This window comes from Pseudomonas sp. Marseille-Q5117 (assembly GCF_946901175.1).
GTDB lineage: Bacteria > Pseudomonadota > Gammaproteobacteria > Pseudomonadales > Pseudomonadaceae > Aquipseudomonas > Aquipseudomonas iranensis.
In genome coordinates this window covers 120,587-141,854 of record NZ_CAMPPP010000003.1, presented here as the reverse complement: position 1 = coordinate 141,854, position 21,268 = coordinate 120,587, and the positions used below count along the sequence as shown (strand labels likewise).

General features: G+C 52.4%; 22 protein-coding genes. 11 read left to right on the top strand and 11 right to left on the bottom strand.

Translation table 11 applies throughout. From position 1 onward, the window contains the following. Positions 1-24: 24 nt before the first annotated feature. Together OC605_RS06485 and OC605_RS06480 are read right to left on the bottom strand one after the other, a co-directional pair. The gene (locus tag OC605_RS06485; protein ID WP_262136543.1) at positions 25-1,602 is read right to left on the bottom strand and encodes an ATP-dependent nuclease; all 1,578 of its coding nucleotides are present in this window, start codon (positions 1,600-1,602) and stop codon (positions 25-27) included. Between the two features lie 320 nt (positions 1,603-1,922). Beyond that, entirely contained in the window at positions 1,923-2,324 is a 402-nt protein-coding gene (locus OC605_RS06480; RefSeq protein ID WP_262136542.1) for a hypothetical protein, read from the bottom strand. A gap of 269 nt (positions 2,325-2,593) precedes the next feature. Here OC605_RS06480 and OC605_RS28005 point away from each other — a divergent pair, with 269 nt between their 5' ends. Further along, on the top strand, positions 2,594-3,109 hold the full coding sequence (locus OC605_RS28005; protein ID WP_316044634.1) for a hypothetical protein: 516 nt from the start codon (positions 2,594-2,596) through the stop codon (positions 3,107-3,109). 75 nt (positions 3,110-3,184) lie between these two features. Here OC605_RS28005 and OC605_RS06470 read toward each other — a convergent pair whose 3' ends face one another. Beyond that, complete coding sequence (locus tag OC605_RS06470; protein ID WP_262136541.1) at positions 3,185-4,474, bottom strand: RES family NAD+ phosphorylase; 1,290 nt, start codon at positions 4,472-4,474, stop codon at positions 3,185-3,187. Between the two features lie 152 nt (positions 4,475-4,626). On the opposite strand from OC605_RS06470, the gene OC605_RS06465 reads away from it, so the two are divergent. Then, positions 4,627-5,103 (top strand): hypothetical protein, encoded by a 477-nt coding sequence (locus OC605_RS06465; RefSeq protein ID WP_262136540.1) that lies wholly within the window; start codon positions 4,627-4,629, stop codon positions 5,101-5,103. Between the two features lie 35 nt (positions 5,104-5,138). Here OC605_RS06465 and OC605_RS06460 read toward each other — a convergent pair whose 3' ends face one another. The 3 genes from OC605_RS06460 to OC605_RS06450 all read right to left on the bottom strand — a co-directional run bounded on the left by OC605_RS06460 (position 5,139) and on the right by OC605_RS06450 (position 7,586). Next, entirely contained in the window at positions 5,139-5,960 is an 822-nt protein-coding gene (locus tag OC605_RS06460; RefSeq protein WP_262136539.1) for a DUF5677 domain-containing protein, read from the bottom strand. Between the two features lie 116 nt (positions 5,961-6,076). Next, positions 6,077-7,096, bottom strand: a complete 1,020-nt coding sequence (locus OC605_RS06455) for a hypothetical protein (RefSeq protein ID WP_262136538.1) — start codon at positions 7,094-7,096, stop codon at positions 6,077-6,079. Between the two features lie 34 nt (positions 7,097-7,130). Then, a complete protein-coding gene (locus OC605_RS06450; RefSeq protein ID WP_262136537.1) occupies positions 7,131-7,586 on the bottom strand; it encodes a helix-turn-helix domain-containing protein in 456 nt (151 codons plus the stop codon). 158 nt (positions 7,587-7,744) lie between these two features. On the opposite strand from OC605_RS06450, the gene OC605_RS28000 reads away from it, so the two are divergent. Genes OC605_RS28000 through OC605_RS06440 form a run of 3 tightly spaced genes read left to right on the top strand, consistent with a single transcriptional unit; the run spans position 7,745 to position 9,045 of the window. Further along, a complete protein-coding gene (locus tag OC605_RS28000) occupies positions 7,745-8,140 on the top strand; it encodes a DUF6957 family protein (protein WP_316044633.1) in 396 nt (131 codons plus the stop codon). A 42-nt stretch (positions 8,141-8,182) separates the two neighbouring features. Beyond that, positions 8,183-8,653 (top strand): hypothetical protein, encoded by a 471-nt coding sequence (locus OC605_RS06445; protein WP_262136536.1) that lies wholly within the window; start codon positions 8,183-8,185, stop codon positions 8,651-8,653. A gap of 2 nt (positions 8,654-8,655) precedes the next feature. Continuing rightward, positions 8,656-9,045 (top strand): hypothetical protein, encoded by a 390-nt coding sequence (locus OC605_RS06440; RefSeq protein ID WP_262136535.1) that lies wholly within the window; start codon positions 8,656-8,658, stop codon positions 9,043-9,045. Between the two features lie 468 nt (positions 9,046-9,513). On the opposite strand, the gene OC605_RS28125 is transcribed toward OC605_RS06440, so the two are convergent. Both OC605_RS28125 and OC605_RS06435 read right to left on the bottom strand, forming a co-directional pair. Beyond that, entirely contained in the window at positions 9,514-10,293 is a 780-nt protein-coding gene (locus OC605_RS28125; protein WP_410055984.1) for an HNH endonuclease signature motif containing protein, read from the bottom strand. A gap of 28 nt (positions 10,294-10,321) precedes the next feature. Then, the gene (locus OC605_RS06435; protein ID WP_057723467.1) at positions 10,322-10,582 is read right to left on the bottom strand and encodes a hypothetical protein; all 261 of its coding nucleotides are present in this window, start codon (positions 10,580-10,582) and stop codon (positions 10,322-10,324) included. Positions 10,583-10,680: 98 nt separating this feature from the next. Here OC605_RS06435 and OC605_RS06430 point away from each other — a divergent pair, with 98 nt between their 5' ends. Beyond that, positions 10,681-12,354, top strand: a complete 1,674-nt coding sequence (locus tag OC605_RS06430; protein ID WP_262136534.1) for a DUF262 domain-containing protein — start codon at positions 10,681-10,683, stop codon at positions 12,352-12,354. Between the two features lie 243 nt (positions 12,355-12,597). Here OC605_RS06430 and OC605_RS06425 read toward each other — a convergent pair whose 3' ends face one another. Next, entirely contained in the window at positions 12,598-13,509 is a 912-nt protein-coding gene (locus OC605_RS06425; protein ID WP_262136533.1) for a hypothetical protein, read from the bottom strand. A gap of 296 nt (positions 13,510-13,805) precedes the next feature. Between OC605_RS06425 and OC605_RS06420 the strand changes: the two genes are divergently transcribed. Together OC605_RS06420 and OC605_RS06415 are read left to right on the top strand one after the other, a co-directional pair. Continuing rightward, positions 13,806-14,687 (top strand): restriction endonuclease, encoded by an 882-nt coding sequence (locus tag OC605_RS06420; RefSeq protein ID WP_262136532.1) that lies wholly within the window; start codon positions 13,806-13,808, stop codon positions 14,685-14,687. A gap of 103 nt (positions 14,688-14,790) precedes the next feature. Next, positions 14,791-15,276 carry a GIY-YIG nuclease family protein gene (locus tag OC605_RS06415; RefSeq protein WP_179599282.1) on the top strand — a complete coding sequence of 162 codons (486 nt, stop codon included), beginning with the start codon at positions 14,791-14,793 and terminating at the stop codon, positions 15,274-15,276. A 123-nt stretch (positions 15,277-15,399) separates the two neighbouring features. Here the strand turns inward: OC605_RS06415 and OC605_RS06410 are convergent, their stop codons facing one another. Continuing rightward, on the bottom strand, positions 15,400-17,997 hold the full coding sequence (locus OC605_RS06410; RefSeq protein WP_262136531.1) for an AAA family ATPase: 2,598 nt from the start codon (positions 17,995-17,997) through the stop codon (positions 15,400-15,402). Positions 17,998-18,272: 275 nt separating this feature from the next. Between OC605_RS06410 and OC605_RS06405 the strand changes: the two genes are divergently transcribed. Both OC605_RS06405 and OC605_RS06400 read left to right on the top strand, forming a co-directional pair. Then, positions 18,273-18,623 (top strand): hypothetical protein, encoded by a 351-nt coding sequence (locus tag OC605_RS06405; protein ID WP_179599286.1) that lies wholly within the window; start codon positions 18,273-18,275, stop codon positions 18,621-18,623. Between the two features lie 50 nt (positions 18,624-18,673). Further along, positions 18,674-19,243 (top strand): type II toxin-antitoxin system PemK/MazF family toxin, encoded by a 570-nt coding sequence (locus OC605_RS06400; protein ID WP_262136530.1) that lies wholly within the window; start codon positions 18,674-18,676, stop codon positions 19,241-19,243. 513 nt (positions 19,244-19,756) lie between these two features. Here the strand turns inward: OC605_RS06400 and OC605_RS06395 are convergent. Beyond that, on the bottom strand, positions 19,757-20,044 hold the full coding sequence (locus OC605_RS06395; protein WP_179599291.1) for a hypothetical protein: 288 nt from the start codon (positions 20,042-20,044) through the stop codon (positions 19,757-19,759). 225 nt (positions 20,045-20,269) lie between these two features. Here OC605_RS06395 and OC605_RS06390 point away from each other — a divergent pair, with 225 nt between their 5' ends. Next, the gene (locus OC605_RS06390) at positions 20,270-21,166 is read left to right on the top strand and encodes a hypothetical protein (protein ID WP_262136529.1); all 897 of its coding nucleotides are present in this window, start codon (positions 20,270-20,272) and stop codon (positions 21,164-21,166) included. Positions 21,167-21,268 lie beyond the last annotated feature (102 nt).

The following is a 21,268-nucleotide window of genomic DNA, read 5'->3' as shown; positions in this document are numbered from 1 at the left end:
TTCCTTTCGAGGCGAGGCTTAGGCCTACAACTGCCATGCCTCAATAGTGTTGAAAAGCCTTTCAATCTGAGTTGGCAAGTCGGTTTGTGGATCATGGCTATGGTTGAAAGTGCTGCTCCCAGTTATGAATTTGTCGGCGACAGTAACTTTTGAATAGCTGGTAACCTGCTTTAGTCTAGCGCCGAAAATCCGATAATGCTTGTCTCGAAAAGCTGCTGGCAAATAACTTTCAATCGTATAGCCCTCAGTCACCCAGCAATATCCTGTCTTCGACTCATGTTCAGCAATGTCTGTCCAAACCTGATATTTCACGCAGCTTTGGTTAATACATTCATCAGTGCCGTCAGCTGCGCGCTGAAAGTCCAGATCTCGATCCATAACTACTATGGAATTCCTATTTATACTGAATATGTCAATTAATCCTGGCGTAGCATTTGATGTGAAATGGCCGAGCATAGACCCGCCGTAAAGAACGAAGGAGAAATCAAGGTTTTCCATGGGCATGGATTTACCATGTGTCGAGCACCAGAGCGAAAGCCAGTGCAAAATGTAGATTCGATCAGACGCCCCTTCGACCCATATCACGCCGTTGGCTTGGAAAACATCGCTTGGCTTTATGCCGAGCCCTGACAGAGCCCTTGCAGGTGATGTTAATTCTGATAATGCGTAACCATTGACTTCAAATAGCTTTGTGTCTGGTACAGACCAGCTTGATATGTCTAGAAGCACAGACGAGTGCGTAGAGATGAAAAGCTGAAGGTTCTTGCGGGTGACGATTTCAGAAACCCTAGCCATCATGAGTCTCTGAAGTGTTGGATGCAGGTGGACTTCAGGCTCCTCGATGACACATATCTGGTTATCATTAACAGAGTTCAGCCATCCTATTAGCCCAGCAAACGCCCGCCATCCAGACGGCAGCATCTTTATTGGGATATGGTTGTACTGACCTAAATCATCGTTGAGGTAGACACCTAATGTGTTCTTGTCAAGAAAGCTAACTGGGTTGGCATGCTTGTAGGCGTCATCGGCATTCGGAGGCCTTTTATAGTCTACTTGGTCGGGCTGCAATGGGTGCGGCGCGAGTCCCACTAGATGCTTGCCATCATTATTGAGCGCGTTGATGATTTTATTAATACAAACTCCGCGCTCGTCGTGTGATGAGCGAAAACTAATTATTGCTTCCAGTTTATCTAAAACCTTTAAAAGTTCTTTTGGAGGTTTCGACGATTTACTGTAAATGCTTCCCTTGAATAAGTGCCTGTCGTCTTGTGTAGTAACGGCTATGTATGTGCCAAATTCATCAATATCTAGCTTGTTGAATACTGAAGCTACCCGAGTTCCATTGTCAAAGTAGATGATGGAAGCCGCCACGGTAGTGGATCGCATGTTTTCACGAGCAATCGTTTTTATAATCTCAACATCCTTGAGTGCGCGCACCATATCTAGCACAGTTGACTTGCCGCCGCCGTTTGGGCCGACAAAAATATTAACCTGTGAAGCTTTGACTTGTGGAACATCACGCGGATCGAGGGAGTTGGTCTGCATGATGTTGTTGAGGCAGAGTGTTCGAAGCCCCAACAGACCAAAGCTTTTAATATGCAAGATCGTATTCCTTTACTAATTGATGTTGGTAGACGCACTCATTAAACATCTTCTGAAAATGAGCCTCCGAACGGTGCAGGCGTCACGCTCGTATTGTACCTAGAGAGACGGAAGCAGAGGTGCTGGCAAGAGTTCTACTCTCTGGCATCGGGAGCTTTCACACTGGTGGTTTAGGATAGCTATCAGGAGCTATCCCAGAGCCGTCAAAATCAATGAAGAAAGTTGGACTTCCACAGTGTGCCTCCTGTCTGAGGGTTGTGACTATTTGCGGCTACACCTACTGCTTATGCATACGCTTTACATCGCTCGAACCAGCTGTTTTAGTCGCTAGCAGCCTGTACGAGCCGGTGATTTTGCAGATGCTGCATCTCACGCACCCATTCAGTCAGAAATTTATCCCAGTTTGTGGCGTAGGGCCCGTCAGGAACTCTGGTTGATCCGATGCTCGCTTGCAGAAAACGTTCTCGCCAGGGCTGCGGGATAGTCTGCTCCAAGATGATGTCGATGCCGGAGTGGTGATGCTGCACCGTGACACAATCCCGAACCTGGTTGAGATCAAGCGCCTTGTCAGTATGAGGGGAATATTTTCGCTCTTGCAGGTCTAGGTCATCAAGGATGGATAAGGCATCGAACGCCTTCGGATCGCCTGGGGATATGCTCGCAAGCATCCACAAAGCCTTTCGTCTCTTGGCTTCCAGCTCGCGGAGGTCATTGTGGCGCATTGGGTTACCTCTTGCTTGAGCCAGGCATCGCTGACGGCGTGCCGCCTGCGGCGAATTGAGCCCCGCCACGGCGTGTCTCGCCCCCTACGAGCTCGCATCCCTTACGCCTGCGCGCTCCGTTTGCTCTGGGTTTACGTGTCTAGGAAGCATAGATCGTAACGCATCCCGCCCCACTGATTCGCAGCGCAGCATCTCTATTCAGAGCGTTCTGTTATCGTTCTAAAAGTAATTTAGCCGCTCTTAGTCATCAGCCTTCTGGGGAGCCGGGAATGGACACAACTCGACGTATACCAGGCAGAGCCTACCAAAAGGTTCGCGATCCCGAGCGCCTACTCATTGAAGAACGCGCCGAAGCTCTATCCGCTGCAGGCTACCCGCTGCCAGCTGATGACCCGGCTATGTACGCTGAGCGAAGGCTGAAAGAGGCAAGAGCGGCAGCGCGTTCATCCCAGGTAGGTAGCGTTAGCGAAAACACTGCGGCTGAGCTCTCCGCAAGAGAGGTATCCCAGGTACTTAGGGAGGTGACTTTCGGTCGAACCGTCATGAGTAAGGTGGGTCATGAATCGTGGGACGAAATTTATGCCGGCCACTTCCAGATCAATGTAGATGGTTGGGAGATATCGATTTACAACGACTGCGATCAGTTGGATTACTGCGAACAATGCATCAGCGCTGATGGGCGGCGCTGGTCGTTTGACTCCGGAGATCGCTTTGGCACAGACCCCATTGCACTGCTATCTGTATGGGAGCAACAGATGCTTGAGAAACTGCTGAAGGATCTCTAGCGTTCGACTTTTAGTCGGCCACGACGACTGCCGCAGCCGCGCATCTTCTAACACCTACGTCAGCGTACATAGCCTTTAGTAATCATCCCAGTCGTCGTAATGCTCGTCGGATTCTGGCTGACCATCATCGCGCTGCAGGTCTTCAGTTATGAATTTGACACGACAAACCTTATGCCTTACCAGCGTGTCAGGCACGTACTCAATCGCAGCCGTCTGCGATGAGGTGCTGCTAAGCAAATCATCTAGGTTTGTGAAAGCAGTTCTAGGCTCGAGTGAAGCCACCACGGCATGATTAAAAAGGGTCAGGTTTGTACCTTTCCGCACTTGAGCGGATTCGAACAGTACACCGTCGAGCGGCGGGTCGAATTGTGTAGCTAGGTACTCCGCCATGACTTGTGTAGCTAGGTATTCGTGTTCCTGGTTTGGAAGTACCGGAACGGTAATTTTTGCGTGGAGTGTTTTCAAGAAGATGCGCCTACCCATTTGCTCTTCGTAGCTGGCTTCAAACGCACTCAACGGCCTCGCTTCGTAGGCTTCATCCAATGCGATGAAATCCAGTACGCGAACGGGTCTTGTGAGTTTGAATTCTCCGCTTACGACTCGTCCTCCTACTGACGGGCGAAGCTCGGCAACACAGGTCTTTCGGTCAAAAGCGCCATAAAAAGCGGCCAGCCCTTTAGGGTTCATTCGGCCAGCACCTGCGGACTCCTTGGGTGGAGGGCCGAGTTCTGCAGCAGGCTTGCTAATGATCGAGTCGTATTCTGAAGCGGAATCACAGCGCCTGGCACGAAAGATCTGGTCGTCGACAAGCTCTCTGACAACGGACATCGAGCCATTAGGGCTTTTGAAGGATGAAAGCCCTCGAAATAGCCAGTCCAGAAAATCCTTGGCATGCTGACTAAAAAATCGATTTCCATGCTTCATTTCGTTCTGAAAATTCAGCCATCGAGCTTCTGCTTCTCTTGGTCGAATCACTCTCCACTCATAGTTTTCATCATCGCTGTACCTCGCTTCACCTCCTTGCATGATGTCGTAATGGGAGCTTTCGTTGAGGTCGCAGAGAACACGCTCGGCAACCGGGTCGTCCTCATCCAAACCAAGCAATTCTGCGACATGGAAGATAAGGGGATCGCCAGTCTGCTCTGTTTCAGAGCGTTTTCCATTGTCATCGTACTGATCGTATATTGCTCCAGGATGGCAATACTTCTGGAGGACATCGTCGACCATGCTGATCAGGTCTTCGAATGGGATAGCCTTAAGCTTTTTTAGGCAGAACGAGCACTCCGCAGTCACGCCGGTTCGTCTGATCAACCTAATGAGATAGGCTTCGTTCAAGCATTGGTGGCAGATCAGGTCTTCGTCCATGGGGCTGTGCCTAGCAAAGTTCAGATGGCGGTGATTCTAAGTCACCTCAGAGGCTGAGCCCGATGGAAACTTGCTGCGCCTCAGTCTTCCGTCTTCAGGGTGTGTCCTAGCAATCAGTAGCACAGGTGCACATGTGCACAGAGGCTTGTCACATGGTGCAACCGCTCTTCGATTTTGACCTCAAACGCGTTTCTCGCCGGCACTACATAACTGGAAAGGCCGCAATCAATTTTCCCCACCCAGGATGTATGACTGGTGGTTGGCATTTCCTGTCTTACTTCGACCGAGATTCGGGCGTTGCAAAGGTGTCGCTTGCAGGGATTCACTACCCAGAAACCGATGTGTTTTTTGGCGACATGGGGATCAGCGACGTGACCGAGCAGCTCAGGAAGCGTGGCTGGCCCGTAGAGGACAAAAAGCTTTTCATGGCTGACCACTACAGAGCTGCAGCAGACATGATCGTGAAATGGACGTTGAGCGACTCAAGATACTGCAACGTAGAAGTCGCCGAATGGTTTCCTTCCCCTGAAGCGCGAAGTCGGCTGCTTGAGTTACTGGATCTTGGCAAGCCCAAGCTTTTGGAGCTGAACAGGCTGCAAAAATTGGAGGTTTGGCTAAGCTCACGATAGGTGATGACGTCAGGTTGGTCAGGAAGGCACCCGCCTCACCGATGTTCCCCTGAAGGCTCCTCGTACAAAGGATCCATTTCAACATTCGTGAAGCCCCAAAAACACGCCACTTTCTGGGCGTCCTCTGGAGACGTCTCTAGCGCAATACGGCCCGCTGGGAAAAGAACTGCGTAAAGCGCTATCGCTCGAGCCAACACATGTACGCAGGTTTGCAGGGCGACTAAGCCAAGCATCTGCTGATCCTCGATTGACTGAGCCAGCCCCATTTGCATTGAGCTGATGTAGGACGTGTGCGCGTATCCGCAAAAATGTGAATACACGTTCTGAAAATATTTTTTGCTGAAGCCTGCCCTTACCGCTTCATCCGTCCATGACCAGCCAACTCTCCAGTCTCCTTTCATCAACCGCTTAATCTGATCCGGACTGTAGCTGCTAAGGAAAGGCGATGGCTCAATTTCTGCGATTTGGTCGGCGGCTTGAAGCCGTGCCACCTTCAGTGCCTCTCTAGCCTGATCGGTGGAAGGGTGGAGCTTGAGCCTGTCCATCAACCCGCCTAATCGCCAAACACCGTGTCGAAATCTGCGCAAGGCTGGGTCTTGGCTTTGGAATATCCAATGGAAGACGATGAACGTTTCCAAGCAGGCACGAGCCAGGATTGTCGCTGAGGAATGATCGACGAAGACAATTTGCGAGCCGTCGCGGAAGTCTAACTGCGTCGGATCAAGTATCAGCCTGACTGAGCAGGCCTGCTTGAAAAGCTTTACAGCCAATATCTGTGCGTCATTCGTCCAGGCATCTGCGGAGCTCAACACCTGACCTCGCTGAGCTTCGACCATCCTCGCAAACAGCTCGATCAACGTTCCGAAATCTTCTTCAGGATCGCGATGGGACTTTGGCGTTGGCTCTGGCTGTCCGTGCCGATCTAGCACTCTTGATCCCTCATTCTACCGAACCTAATTCACTAACCCTGCTATTAGACCCGTGGCAAAGTCTGAAGGGTGAATGGAATCTCGACATATGCACTTCCATCAGGCTGCGGCGTCACATGCAATCCAGCACGGTAAACGAGCTCGTCTAGAATGTCGCTGATAGATAAAAAAGCGTCCATGTTTGTCCATTCCCCATAGCTTTCGGCAAGCTCGGCGCACGCATCGCTGAGTTCCTGGAAGATCGGCTCAAACCAGTGGCCCTGCAATACGGAGGTCAAATCATAGCGCTCGCGCCAAGGGATGTTTTTGCCTCGCAGATTACCTAAGCAGTAGCCGCCAAATTTCAGGAGGTTTCCGCAATTGCGATACACCTCCGACAAAATCTGATCAACATTCCCGTGGGCGCGGTAGGCACTGATCAATTCGTTATTCAGATCATCCAGATCTTTCAGATCGGCGAGGAACGTCTGGTTGTATCCGTCGGTTTGGTCTGCGCCAAAAGTGGCCGAAATCCAGGTCACCGCATACTCGTCCCATACGGCAAAAATAGTATTCCAGCGCAGGGTATCGAGTAGCGGCAGCTGACTCCGCAAAATCACGCCAGGAAAGCATTGGTCGAACTGCCGCGTAACCTCAACATGGCCGCATTCGTGAGCAAGTACATGGACGGCGGTGCGAATACCCTCCTGGTCTGCATCATCAAGTAAAGGAAGTAAAATAGCTGCTCGCACAAGTATATGTGACTTCAACTCACCATCTCGGATCACAGAAGGAGTCATGGCTACGCCTAATACGTGGGAGTTGGTAGCCTGCAGTCGGTGGGAAGACTCGTAACCTCTGTCCAGATCGAGAAGCGCTTGATCGTAATCAAACGCTATGGTCACCCCATCGAGCGACTGCAGTCTTATGTATCGCCCGAGCTCTCGAATGATTTTCCCCACAAGGGTCGCAACCTTTGTTGCTGTCTCAGCGTCGTCAAATCCCCGAGCCTGCACTGAAAATGATGGCGGAGCAGTAGAGACCGATTCCTCCACACTGCCAACGCCAGACGGGTCATTTTCCATATGCTCTCCTGTAGGTGATGGGTTTAGCACACCATCAGTCTTCAGCATGCCACATTCGGCGAACGGTGGTTCTGGGCATACCTAGCTGCACGCTGATTTCAGTTTGCGAGAGCCCTGCGCGTTTCAGTTCCTGTACCTGTCGCAGTTTCTCTGCCAGCGCTGCTGTCTGGGGAGGGACAAGCGATTGAGGCTCGCGTGGCATAACCTCGTCCAATACACCGAGTTGGCGCAATTCGACTAGGACTTCGTCCAGGGCGGAGCGCGCTGTCTTACCCTCATCAGCTGCAGCTACAAGCGTAAGAAACGAAAGAGGCCGAAGACCCAGGGCCTTAGCTAGATCTGCGCTGAGATCGACGCTGGCTGAGACCGACGAGGCTTCCAGCCGACTGATGTGACCTTGATCAGCTTTATCCTGAAAATCGGCCTGCGATAAGCCACGCCGCACCCTCAGCCACTGCAACGTCGCCGCGTAAGCCTTGCGCAATGACATCAGAGCATTCCCTCCCAAAAAGAGGACGGTATGCCGGGTTTGATTGAGGCCAAACAAATGTATATAGTCATTGCGATGGCCTTTTAGCCGTAATCGCTGGCTGATTAGCGCCCGGAGAATGCTCCATTTCTCTCCGCTGTTTTTAGGAGCTGCAATTTATGGGTAATTCTTCAGAGCCTGGACTGATTCGGGAGGGTGAGATTTCCTCTTTCGGAACACAGCTACCCAGAGCCGAAATCGAGGCGTTGGTGGAGGATCGCTTCGGTCGAAAGCCGTATTGCCTAGTCGAGGATTGGCTCATTTTTCACGTCGACGAGTCTCCCGAGTCCCTCGCGAAGGTACGAGCTACAGGCCTGCAACCGATGTTCATGTACGCACATTGCGTAATCCATGACCAGCAAGGCCGATTTCCGCCAGGAGGATGGGTGCGCTCGACTCTGTGCAAGTCTTTCGACGGTGTTTGCCTGTTTGAGACGCGGAACACCGTTTACGTGCTGGTAGGCGAAGGGCGCGAGATGAAGGCCTCGCTGAAGACAATATTTGGCTTATGTTAATCGCAGGTGCCCTAGGCGGGCCTGCATCACTCGAGAAAGACGATGTTCAGGATTAGCATGCAAGACCAAGCCGGCCCAGTAGGGATGTTCGGCGACGGCTTGGCTCACTTTCACGCGGTCTCACGATCTCTCGCGACGCATTGGTATCACGTCAGTCTCAAACGCCGGCATGAAGAGCGATTCGTGGCCTATGAGGAAATGGTCAGCGATGAGCCCCGTCTTGTAGAGCTACTCATTGCTCAGAATGAGAGCTGCGTTGTCCAGGAAGTCCAGGTCGTAACACCTGGCTGGATGAACAAAGGTTCGGGCTGGAAGATGGAGCACTTGACGTCTTTGTCGATGGGACTCAACCAGGTAGAGGTGCCGATCTGCGTTCTTCAGGTCGAGAGCGGTGATGTGTACGTCAATACACATCAGCGTGAACTCGATGTCGGCTCACTGACTGGGTTGAAAGAGCTGTATCGGCGTAGTGCAGTGGCCAATGGTGTGCATTGCACCTTTGGGGCAGCGTAGTCATGTCAGAGATCAACACTGTTGCGGTCGACCTGCACGTAAAGCGTTATTCGGACTTTGACCTCCTTCGTATCGCAAAGGCTGTCAGCCACGATTACGAAGGTTTGGTCACCGCTTACCTGGTTAATGTGCATATCCATGCGTGCAGTGCCGTTGGCATTGTATTTGGCCACCTTCTCGCGATAGCAGATCCGCGATTCTCGGATGGTCGACTACTCCGGACTTCGGACATCCAGCGTGTGAAAAAGGAGGGAAGATTTTGGGTGATCACTACGGTCAATTCCAAGTACGTGATTGCGACCTTCAGGCGTGATGTGGGACGGCGAAGCTTGCGTGAATTCCTGCGCATTGCGGGGGATCGTTACATCCCAACGCCTCGTCGCCTTCAATAGCCGATGCGCTGTTTTTTTGAGCTTGTCCCGCTTCGGGTATGGCTGTCGTGAACCCTGCCCCGATAAGGCCGGGTTTTGGCCTTGGCGGACGTCGATCCTCAAGCCATCGCCTGCGCGCACTGCTTCATCTTGAACGCCTGAATGATGCCTGGTCTTCAGCCCTGACGAACCTTGGACACTATGAATCAGAACACTGAAGCTCTGCCCGAGATCGACATCAAAGAGTTCAGAGAACGCTTTCCCCGGATTTTCTCTGACCCTGCCGTCGACGAGATCTACTGCGACCCCGGCTGGAAGAATCTCCTGATTGCGGTATGCGAAGTTCTTCAGGACTACCGAATAAGTAACCAACGACCTTCGGGAGGCGGAAGAAACTGCCCTTCCAAAAGTAAATTAGAACTCACATGGTTCCACCTTTGATTAGAGTAAAGCTACGTACGCTGCCAGGTGGAGTGCGCTCAAAACTTTCTAAGGCATATCTCTAAAGTCATGTGCTTGTCGAATTAGGATCTGTAGTTCATGGTTCAGATTGTCAGTATATCTACTGTCCAAATTCGAAAATCTGGACTCTCGAAAAGAGCAGAAATTGATGTCCTCCAACCAAGTGTAGCGTGCCCACCTCCGTTGATAGAGCAGAGTTGTTAGTCGCTCCATTGTTGCCACCAGCCCGTCTTGACGGTAAGCGATGCGCGCGTCATGGGAGCGGTCGGGATGGTTATGTCCCCATTCTCCGAATGAAAATCCGCGAGATCCTCTACAGATATTTTGATAAGCAGATTGCGAGAGGATGCCTTGGCCAAGGAGAGGCTGGTGATCCCAGAGAGAGTCGAGAATCATGCCCAAATTCTCGGCAAATTTTCGCCTCACCCCTCTTTCCGTATTGGGATCAAAAAAAGGCACATTTATAGGCTTATTTCGACGCATTCTAGCCATCTCTTCTGCATCGAACTTCCATTCCTGTAGTACCTCTACTGTATACATCTTCCAGTTTTGAGGATGGTCGATCAGCCTGTGGCAAGAGCGACACAAGGGGATACAGTTAGATATGTGGTCGTAATCAAAATCGAGTATGAATTTGTATCTTGGCCCTTTAGAGGCCCCCGAGATTATGTGAGCGGCTTCAAACACGTCGACCTGGTACGGCCCATCATCACCGGGGCCAAGCAGGTAGCAAGAGCAGCGAGGATTAGCACATATACCACCGGTTCGTGCCGCCGCGATGAGACGGACGTCAGCTTTGAAAGGCATGGGTACTCCCTAAGTAAGCGATCAATTCTTAAGCCAGCCCACGCTCAATCATTCGATCCAAAAGTGCTTGAGGATGAATGCGGTAAGAGCCTACACCGACCCGCTGTGTGAAATGGTCATAGGTTGGGCTGCTAACGCCAGTGGTCATCTCCGAATTGGATAGGAAGACGCCTGTATAGGTTTCAGCGACATCGCTGAAAAGCTGGATCACAGCTTGTCTCGTGACAACAAGACCTTTGCCTAGGTGACCGTCGATTACAGCATCCAGCACATTGGTGCGCAGACTCATGTCGTGTTCCTTTTGTCAGGGGAAACTGGCCGGGGGGCGCTAGCTATTTTTGCTGGCTAATGGCTATTCTCTCATCATTTCTACAGCAAGGAACGCGCATGAAGCTCAATCCGCTACACCTGAAGATCGCTGGTTTACTTGAAGGCAGGCTTTTTCGAATTCCAGAATACCAACGCGCCTACTCATGGACATCTCGCCAGCGTAAAGACTTATTCGGCGACATCGAGGAAGCATTTCGATCTGGCCGGGAGCATTTCATGGCTACTTTGGTCGCCCTGGCAAAGGAGAAAGAAACCCGCCTTCTCGGCGTCGACGAGTTCAAGACTGTCGAACTGGTGGATGGCCAACAACGTGTAACGACTCTCATCATCCTTATGAAAGCGATTGAAAAGGCTCTAGACAAGGATGATGTAACGCAAGCCAAGGTGCGGCGGGAGTTGGGTGAGCTGCTTGTAAAAGGAGACGACCATTCTCTGATTCTGCTCCAGACAAATCATGATGCGAGTCAGGTTTTCACCAACTACATCCGTAAGGGGGTGGTGGAGGAAGGCTCCGCAAAAACTGCTGCAGATCAGAACTTGGTTGAAGCCGCCCGTGACTGCGAGCTCTTTGTGAGCAAATGGTTGTCTCGTGGAGACACGATCTTTGAGCTGTTGGTGACCATCAGGAATAAGCTGACGATTATTTACCATGAGATTTCGGACGAGGCTACGGTATACCGAGTCTTCGAGGTTCTTAACAGCCGAGGGCTGGATGTGAAATGGATCGACAAGCTCAAAAGCCAATTAATGGCGCTGATTTTCGAGCATGTTGAGGGTGGTACTCGCGATGAGGCAGTGGCCGAAATGCAAGACGTCTGGCGGGGCATCTATCGCTCGCTGGAAAACAGTACAAGAATTGGAGACGAAGCTCTTCGCTTCGCAGGCGCATGGGCCTCTGACGCGAGACCTAATCGAATTCCCAGTGAAGCAGATTCGACCGCACTGCTAACCGTAAAGGCGGGCACCCAGTTAAGAACAATTGCAGAGGTTGGGCATGAACTCGAAGCGGTAGTGCAAGCGAACCTGCGCCTGTTCCGAGATCCGCGCCTCCGGGCTGTTACGCGCATTGTGCACGCTCGATTTGTTGCCGCAGCGATCCTCCTGCGGAAATTCGACAAGAAGACAGAGCAAGAACTACTCGGCAAATGGGAGCGCGCTACTTTCAGAATCTACGAGCTGGCAAGCCGGGATAGCCGACACAAGGTTGGGGAGTACATTCGTCTTGGCTATGAAATTTACCGGAATAATCTAAGCAAGGATCAAATCCTCAGTGGGTTGGAAAAAATCTCCAAGGGTTATTCGATTGACGAAGTTTTGAACAACATTGAGTGGGTGAGCAGCTACGATGGCTGGCAAAATCAGCTGCGCTATGTGCTGAACCGTTATGACGAACACTTGGCCAAGCTCGCAGGGCAGAAGCTAAATGAGAGCCAATGGGGAAAGATCTGGGAGCAGGATGCCGCTAGCTCAATAGAACATATTGCACCGCAGAGCAGTGGCGTTGAGTGGATGCACCACCTCGGGAATCTGACGATGCTGCCACCTGGAACAAACTCTTCGCTAAAAGCTAGGCCTCCGGTTGAAAAGCTAGACGTCTATCGAAGCTGCGGACTGATTGCCACGATCCATGTCGGCCAACAGATTCATGACGCTGAATCTTGGACTGAAAATATGGTTCTAGCTCGAGCAAAAAGCATCGAAGATTTCATCAGGCTTGAATGGGCCGACTGATCACAGTTTAAGTAACAGGCCATGATCGCAAGCGGAGCGCGCCGGCCCACGATGGGCCAAAGGCCTAAGGATGGACGCCCGGAGGGCCAAACCCTGGCGAAGCCAAGGTTTGGTTCACGACAGCCGTACCCCGACAGGGGGCTGGCCCAAAGCGGGGATACTTCAGATCGCCGTCGACCCATAGGGCAGGGAAACCGCTAATGGCCTCGCGAATGAAGCTCTCTACCATTTCCGAGTATGGGCCTATTGAACAGTGCTACTGGTTGTAGGTAGTCCGACTGCGTATGCCAATGAGGTGTTGGCTGAGTGGTGCCCCATCTTCTCGCTCATTTGGCGCATCAAGTCCGCATAACCATCCGTGGTCTTGCGCACACTATGAGGTGTGACCAGGGACGCATCAATACCCGCTTTCCGAGCCCACGAGACGCAGATTTTTCTCAGCGCTTCAGACGATAGTGGACGCTCAGGGCCATTAATCGCACGGAACAGATACTCTCCGTCCGACAACTTCGAGGTCTTGATGTACTGCTCGAACACCGACCTGTGCCTATCGGGAATTGCATCGAGTACCTTCTTGGTATCAAGGCTCTTCACGCCATACACCGCACCACCGTGCCGCATTCTTGCCGATAGAAACTCGCCTGCCCGCAGCGCACCCAGCATGCATGCGAACAGCGCCCGATCTCTCAAGCTGCCGGATTCGGACAAGATATTCTCCAGCGTCTGAATGTGTTCTTTGGACAGTCCTGACTGAGCCCGGCTAACCCGTTCAGGTAACGGGCTATGACCAGCACTTGGAGAAACCTGCGCACGTTTGAAGGCTACGAGTTTTTTCAGGGACAGATCGTTTACAAGCCGTTCCAGCTTCTGTTGATCCAGAGGGAGCAATGTTTCCGGCTGCAGGGTAGTGCCGATGGCTGAACGAATTGCCTGCCTGACATCGGCTTCTGGCGGTACAGGTTCACCGGGTTGACAGACTTTTGAGGCCTCGCTGAGATCGTGAATGCTTTGATAACCCAGTCCCCGTGCGAGCGCTTTCTGAGCATCTGCAAGCGAGATCGGGGTTGAGCCATACCATCGCTCTTGCAACTGTTTGGACAGGCTTTTGAAGCCACGATTACGGATCAGATCGTCTGGATAGACTGGGACGCGCATAGCAATTCTCCGGTAGCGTCAGGGTGTCGGCTGCCCGCTGACTATCGTCGAAATGCGTGCGATAAAGAGGGTGTTGCAACCTGTGGCACTAGAGCCTTCACGAGCCGACCGTTTGATCCAGGAAGATCAGAGGCGGCAAAGCTAGCATGCGAATCTGCAGCGCGTCTACGATAGGCATTAGCCGGGTGGATCGCGGAACCGCGTACTAGACAACTTGAGCCGTATTGGTTGTCAGATTAGCAACGTGATCCTGGAATAGGTTTATGCCTTCAGCGAGCTGAAAAATGAGGATAGGTGTGGCGAATTTCAAATCGACAGAGATGCGATTTCTTGATTCCATCTTCAACATGGGCGGCGGATACGTCCTCGATTTCTCCAACCGCACCATGGACGAGTTCTTCATGGAGGAGCTTGAGATCGACATCTCCCACGAGATGTTTTCCAAGGATGGCACCTCCAAGGCCAGGCGCGTCAGATGCCTCCTCCAGAACGCCGATCACTCCACGGTAACTCGAGTGCTCGAAGCCCTCTGGAAACATCGGCAAACCATTCGGGCGGAGAGCAAGTCCACGGAAGACGTGGTAAACGCCGAAGGCCGCTTTCTATCCCTGCTCGAATCTATCAGATCGCCAGGGCAGCACGCCCAGGTGGTAAAAAATCCTTTCGCTGCGGCAGCGGTGATTGATCAGGGCGCGCTCCTTGATGCCCTGAAGCAGCGTTTATATGATCTGCGCGACCTAGCTCCGCAGAAGCGTGGCTATGAATTCGAAGGATTCCTCAAAGAGCTTTTTGACTCCTCCAAGCTTCAGGCGCGTTCGCCGTTCAGCCTGGTTGGCGAGCAAATAGACGGAAGCTTCCAGCTAGGAAACGAAACGTATTTGATCGAGGCCAAATGGGTCAGAGATCCGATTGGGGCAGCTGAGCTTCATACGTTTCAAGGCAAGCTCGATCAGAAGGCTGCTTGGGCGCGTGGCGTTTTCATCAGCTATGGCGGGTTTACACAGGAAGGCCTTCACGCGTTTGGCAGAGGCCGAAAGGTGATCTGCATGTCCGGCGAGGATATCTACAAAGCACTGGGACGGCGGATACCCATTGCGGAGGTGATTGACCGGAAGGTTAGAGCTGCCGCAGAAACTGGCGCTGCGTTCGTGCCGTTGGATGAGTTGTTCAAGCCGTGACCTCACTTAGGCGCAGGATCGGCAGTCTGGTGTCACCTACTACTCATGCGGTGGGCTGCTTTCTGAAAGGACACAGGATAATGGATCTACGGAGGGCGCGGCGATGATCTACTTCTTCATTGAAGACAGTAATGAGCAAGTGAAAATAGGCCGGGCCAAGGACATCGAGAAACGCAAAAAAGGTCTCCAAACCGGGAATCCAAGGAAACTTTTACTTCTGGGGTGGATTCGTACCGATGATGACGTGCGGCTGGAAAAGGAGATTCATCGACATTTCTCGCATCTGCGTGGTTCTGGTGAATGGTTCACCTTGGATCCGGCGGACATTTTGCCGATCCTTAAGCACTTCGACATCGATGGGTTCGTCGGTACTACTGATGACTCGTTTGAGGTCATCGGACATGATCGGGATGGTGTGCCTGAATACCTGGGGGTTTGGAACTGGGGTGATCTGGAATGGGATGAATGCTGCCCTTTCTGCGGAAGCTTTTGCGGCATGCACTTTCAAGACGCATCGAGTATGTACCACTGCCTAAACTGCGACACTCTGACAACCTTTGATTTCCTGAGCCACCAGGAAGAGGAGTGACTGGGTCAACAGTACGTTGCCATTTGAGCTTCAGGCGGGATGTATCCAGTGGGATCTCTGAACTAGGCCAAGGTCAAAATCAGAGCGCTCGGCTTGATTCTGACCCTTGCTCAATTGGCCGTGCTAGCTGGCTCTCGAGGAGAACTCGGCTAGCCATTTTTGCAACGCTGTTACGTCTGCCTCAAACACATCCAGGTCGAGCGCGCTGCTGGGCAACTCGTCCGACTGGGCATGTTCAAACACTGAGTAGCGTGTCATCAGGTCATCAATGAATACGCAGTCTTCATTTGTCACCTTGGCAACCTTGTGCAGTTTGCCCTGGGTGTTGATCGCACGCCTGAAACGTCCTACGACATCTGCCAGTAAGATGTACTCCACCGTCTTTTCCACGATGATTCTGAAGTCACTGCAAGCGCTCTTGCCAAGCGACTCATACGCCTCGACCTCAGCCTTCTCCAGATGCTTTTTGAGGCGTGTAATAGTGTTATCTATCAATCCGCGCACCGCGCTTTCCGGCTTCAGGTCTCGAGCGCTTGCAGTCGCGACAATGCCGGCAGTTTTCGCTAACCGTTGAAGTGACGTCAGCGTTGGCTTGATGGTGGGCATACCAGGGGTCTGCTCCCACTTCTTGGTAACAGCTTCTACCTGAGCTACTAGAGAAAGTCGGTGAGTGAAAATGATGACCTGCCTCGTCTGAGATAGGGCCACGAGACGCTCGACTACTTTTTCTTCGAAGTCCTGATCCAGCGAAGAAATCGGGTCATCAAAAATGAACGGGGCCAGTTGATTTGAGCCTGTGGTGTCCGCAAGGAACGCTGCCAGCGCAGCGATCCTGGTCTCTCCTTCGCTCAAGATGTAGTCCAGGCCATGGGTGCCATTTGCGCCCACCAGGTTCAAGCCGAAGGTGATCTTGCCTTTGCCCCCGGATTTACTTTGCGGCGCGATTGGAAGGCGGTGTCCGCCGAGGCGCTTCAACTCATCCAGGAATCGAGATTGATAGCCGGCATCAAGCTCGGTCTTCGCCAGCTCGTTTTTCTTCGTAGTCAGGGCATTGGTGGCGGCTGAGCGCGAAGCTTTATCAATCGCTGCAACGGCGATCAACCTAGCCCTTTCTGCAACAATTGACGCTTTGTTTTGAGAGAGCCACTGCTTGGCTTGGAGTTGCTGAACTCGGCTCTGCACGGCTTGGCGATGTTCATCTTTCAACAAGGCCGACAGGCTCAGCTCCTCTTCGATGAGTTTTGCAGACTTGGTCTTTGCCGCCTCGTTTATGCCCGACCAGTCGAAAGGTTGCAGGGTGCCTACAGGGCTGCCCAGTGCAATTTGATCAAACCGTGCTTTCAACAGGTCAAGCCAACTGACCCCATCGGCCTCTTCAAAACCTAGAGTGGACATGTGGACAATCCAGTCAGCTTGTCCGGGAAGAATTGGCAGCCGCTTTTTGCGATCAGCAAAACCATTTTCAGCCGTCTTGGCGGTTGTTTCGAGACCGTCGGTCACGAACTTCTCAAACCCTGTCAGTCGGGCTTTGGCGTCCTCGCTGAGGCTTTGGTGGCAAAGTACGCAACGTGAGTCAGCTGAGACGTTAGGGAACGCTATATCGACGTAGGCTGTGCCCGTGGAATAGGCACGTGCTTGCTCCCACATTTTCTGCCAGGTCGCTGAGCCAACACCCTCAAGCTCTGCTTTCCCGAAAATAGCTGCCGCTGCCTCTTCGCAGGTGCTCCTCGCTTTGACGGCGGTATTCTTCAGGTTTTCCAGTTCACCCGCCGTCGCGTCGTTCAAGCCCAACTGAAGTGTCGACATCGCTGTCTCGATACTTTTCAGGGCAGTTTTTTCTTTGTTGATAGCCAAAAGACGACCGGCGATGTCTTTCTCTGCAAGCAAGGCTTCGCTTTCTATACGCTCCCGATCAAGTTGGTCGGTATACAGACATTCCTTATCAATGCTCGCGGGCGCAGTCGTGCTCTTCAAGGCGGAAAGCCATTTCGCTTCGACTGTTTGACTAAGGCTCTGAGCCATAGCGGGTAGCGCTTTGCTAAGCAACGCCTTTTCTCTAGCAAGCTCCGCGCTAACGGCATCTGCGGTGGCGATCAGCGCGGATACAAACTTCATCCGACTTGGCTCATAGCAAGCCTCAGTCCTGGTCATGTACTGCTGGGCAGCCTTGGTATCGAACACCTGTGCATGTCGTAGCGCTTTGTGAGGCCCACTGGGAATGTCCCAGTGAACATCAGCCGATTTACCGTCAATCGATACCTTGAACTGTGCACGGCACGGAGTCGGTGCTGGATCGAAGACATTTCCGTGAATGTCGTCCTTGGAACGTGATCCGCAGATCTGCTTGAGCAACCTTGCAAACCCGCTTTTGCCCGTTCCATTCTGTCCGTAGATAACAGACAGGTTACTCTTGCCGAAGGGGAGGTTGGCGCCAGGCTTGATTGCGTTCAACCCATGCACATCCAGGATCTCTTCAATCCGAAGCATGGGTCTATTGGCGACCTGCGATAACGTGCCGGGCGTAACGCTCAGAAATCCTGTATCAGCCTCACCCTTGGCTTCGACCTTGCAAAGCCTGGACAGCTCTTTGATTTCGTCCTGGTTCAGCTGCCGCTTCGAGTCGATAAGCATTCGAGCTGCAGTCTGCAACCATTTGGGGCGCCCATTCAGCCACGTCTCAAAATCATCAGCTACAACTGGCCCTGCCTCAATCTTCGTCATGGTGCGCTCATCTCACAGAGTAATTCCTGAGCGTAGGCAAGGAATGGCTATTTGCCATGTTTTTTTGCCTCCAAATTGGTTGCAAGATGTGGAAGGGAACGCCTCGCGAAAGCGTTGGAGAGGATCAAGTTACGTTCACGGATCGCGCATTTTCGGCCCTCCTGAACCGGATATCGGTAATTGATTTGGCAAAATTGACGTAGAGGTGCTAGGATTTCTTCGCGTTCATTGATTTCCTTGATTTCAATGAAATCTACCACTAAGGGAGTCAGTCCATGGCACGAACTCCAGCGAAGCTGGCTGCTGACGGAAACGCACTTATGGCCACAATCGACGGTTTAGGCATCGACGTGACCCGAGATAAGTTCAAGGTTACCGGGGCAGCTGGTGTGATCGTCGCGCACGTTGCCAAGGCATCTGGTCAGGTGGTTTCTGCACGGATTCGGGGACGCTCGTTCAAGCAGATGACCCAATTCGACCCGAACGAGATTTCCGTTTCGGAGCGTCGTCAGCTTGAGAAACAGATGTATGACGATGGTCTGACTCAGTCAGAGATAGCTGACTTGCTGGGGGTGTCGCAATCTTTGGTGGCTAAAGATCTGAGCCTGCTTCGGCAAGGCAAATAGGCGTCAATAAACGGCTGAGTCAGAAAAGCAGTGATGAAGGAGCAAGCGAAGTGGCGCAAACGCGGGTAGCCGGACAGGTCAGGATTGGTCACATCTACGAATGTGAATTTGGGCTCTTCAAGAAGGGAGCTGAGGGTGCGGATACCACGGTCGCGCGCGATGAGGCTGATGACACTGCCTACAATTATCGGATTCCCAACGAGCTCATCAAGCGCAGGGCGGTAGTGGTGATCGGGAAACACCGGGGTCTATACTTGGTTGTGCCTGTCAGCAGTACGTTTGAAAATGGCCCGAAACCACACAAGGTGCCAGAAAATTCTGGAATGCATGTCCAGATGGGTGGCGACTTTCCGGTGACAGCTCGCTACGCTGCCGGTAAACCTCGCTGGGCGAAAAGCAATCTTGTGCAAGCCGTTGACGGTGGTCGATTGACTGATGTTTTCGATCCGGAGACTCGAAAAAATATCCCTGCCCACCAGGTGTCCGAGAACACATTGCTGAAAATCCGCTATGGAGTGATGATCTCCATGGGTATGGGAAAAATGGTGCCTGTCGAAGAGCCCGTCCCTGTTGAGGCTGCAGCGGCCAACGTCGAAGAGGTCTTGGCCCAGCCCGCTTGAATGTCAAAGGTATTGACATAGCCTCAGCGTTTTCCGTATTCTTTGTCTGTAGCCGCAAGGCAAGATTCGTTTTTCGCCGCAAGGCAAGATCAAAAAAGCCACCTTAGGGTGGCTTTTTTGTTTTCTAAATTAATTTAAATCATCTGTGACTGCTTGCTGCAGATGATAGAGATCTCCCTCACGGTTCCCCGCACAGTGGGAATGGTCGTTTTTGTTCAGGGTTCATCTGAGCTTCAGTTGGCTTGGATCGCAGTTCTAGTGTCGCCTGCACGCCAACCGCCGTCGAAAGATGAGGGTTCTTGGCTGTACCAACGAGCGCAAGCGGAGCGCGCCGGCCCTCCGGGCCAAAGGCTGGAGGATGGACGCCCGAAGGGCCAAAACACTGCACAGCAGTGGTTTGGTTCACGACAGCCGTACCCCAGCGGGGGCAAGCCCAAAACTGCAACGGCGTCATCGCCATCGAGCTGCAGTCATGAAGACACGCGGCATGCCCCGCGTACGCGTCAGCTTTGTTTACCAGCCCAAAATTTTCTCCACCCCTCCGGTGAGGTCAACCCGATCAGTGACCTTGCTCAAGTCTTTGTGATGAAGGGCGTCTTCTGCGGCGTGCAGCTCGTTAACCTTCGTCTTGTCGTGCTTGTTCAGGAGTTGCTCTAGGAAGTACAGGACTTCATAGCCCTCATCCTTGTCCACCTGGCGGCGATCTTGAATACCTGCGTAAGGTGAATCGCCTTCATCTCGAGTCCAAGTGTAGGTATAGACATCAGTCTGAAGGTTCGAGCGTTTCAGTGTTACAGCCATGTGAACTCCATTTACGCGTACAGCTGTTGGGAATTGAGCGCTCCGTGCGTTCCAAGGCCCCGCCTCGTAGGGCGAGCACGATGGTGCTTGAGCGCGATAATCCTGCCTCAGCTTTGACGCAGTGTCACGGGGTTGGTGGCTTCTTGCTATCGCATTTGTAAGGAAGTGCTGCCATGATGCAGGTGGGCCATGCTAAGCGCCTACCTGCCTATAAGGGCCTCTGTGATGGAAGAGATAACGCTTAACTACGACCAGAAGATTGCCTCCGACGCCAACACCATTTTTCTCATCGATTGCCTCAGAGAGGATGATAAGCAATCTGCTCGTACTCGCCATGAAGGGATCTGCGACTCATTGATGGCTCTGTCGGCGCAAAACATTATCCATGACACATCGCGCGTGTATCACGTGCAATGCAGGCATCGAGATAATTGGTCTGCCGCCATGAAAAAGATCCGGGACTCTTGCAAGGTGGGGCTGCTTCCGCTGGTTTTCATCGATGGCCATGGAGATGCCGAGAAAGGCTTGGCCATGCCCAGTGGCGGCTTCATTTGCTGGCAACAGTATGGTCAGGATCTGCGGGCGATTATGGACGCAGCCCGTGGCGAGTTAACAGTGGTTGCAGGATTCTGCCACTCATTTGCGTTCATCGCGACGGCAGCAAATGAGGATGGGAAACTACCCTTCGGGTTCTACTTTGGTTACAAGGACGAGGTGCTCACTTCGGTAGTCGAGGATGAAACACAGATCATCTACGAATCGCTGATTAACGATGGAGGCCAAGTTCTAAACTCCCGCTCTCTGGAGATTTCAAGTTTCAACGAATACGACCATGCAGAAAAAATTGTCGGGCAGGTGGCCTTCATGCGGCTTAGACCTGAAGCGCTGGTAGCTGAGCAGCCTCAATTGTCTAAAGCGAATTTGCGCAAGGTGCTTGAGAAGTACCTCGCCCAACAGGGCAAGCCATTGGGTGAAATGCGGGAGATAGTGAAGCATGTGCTGAGCAATACTCCCCGGATCGCAGAGAGACTCATCGACACATACATGCACGACACCACACGGCGAAGCCACTTCAAAAAGCAAATTCTCTCGCAAATGGAAGAGGCCGACTTACCACGCTAGGAATTGGCCGCTCATTTTAAGGGCTAGCAAGGTTGCTGACAGCCTTGAGGTAGGCCGGACTTAGTGGGGGGAGGGCCCAGTTTCAGCCTACCCCTACTGAGC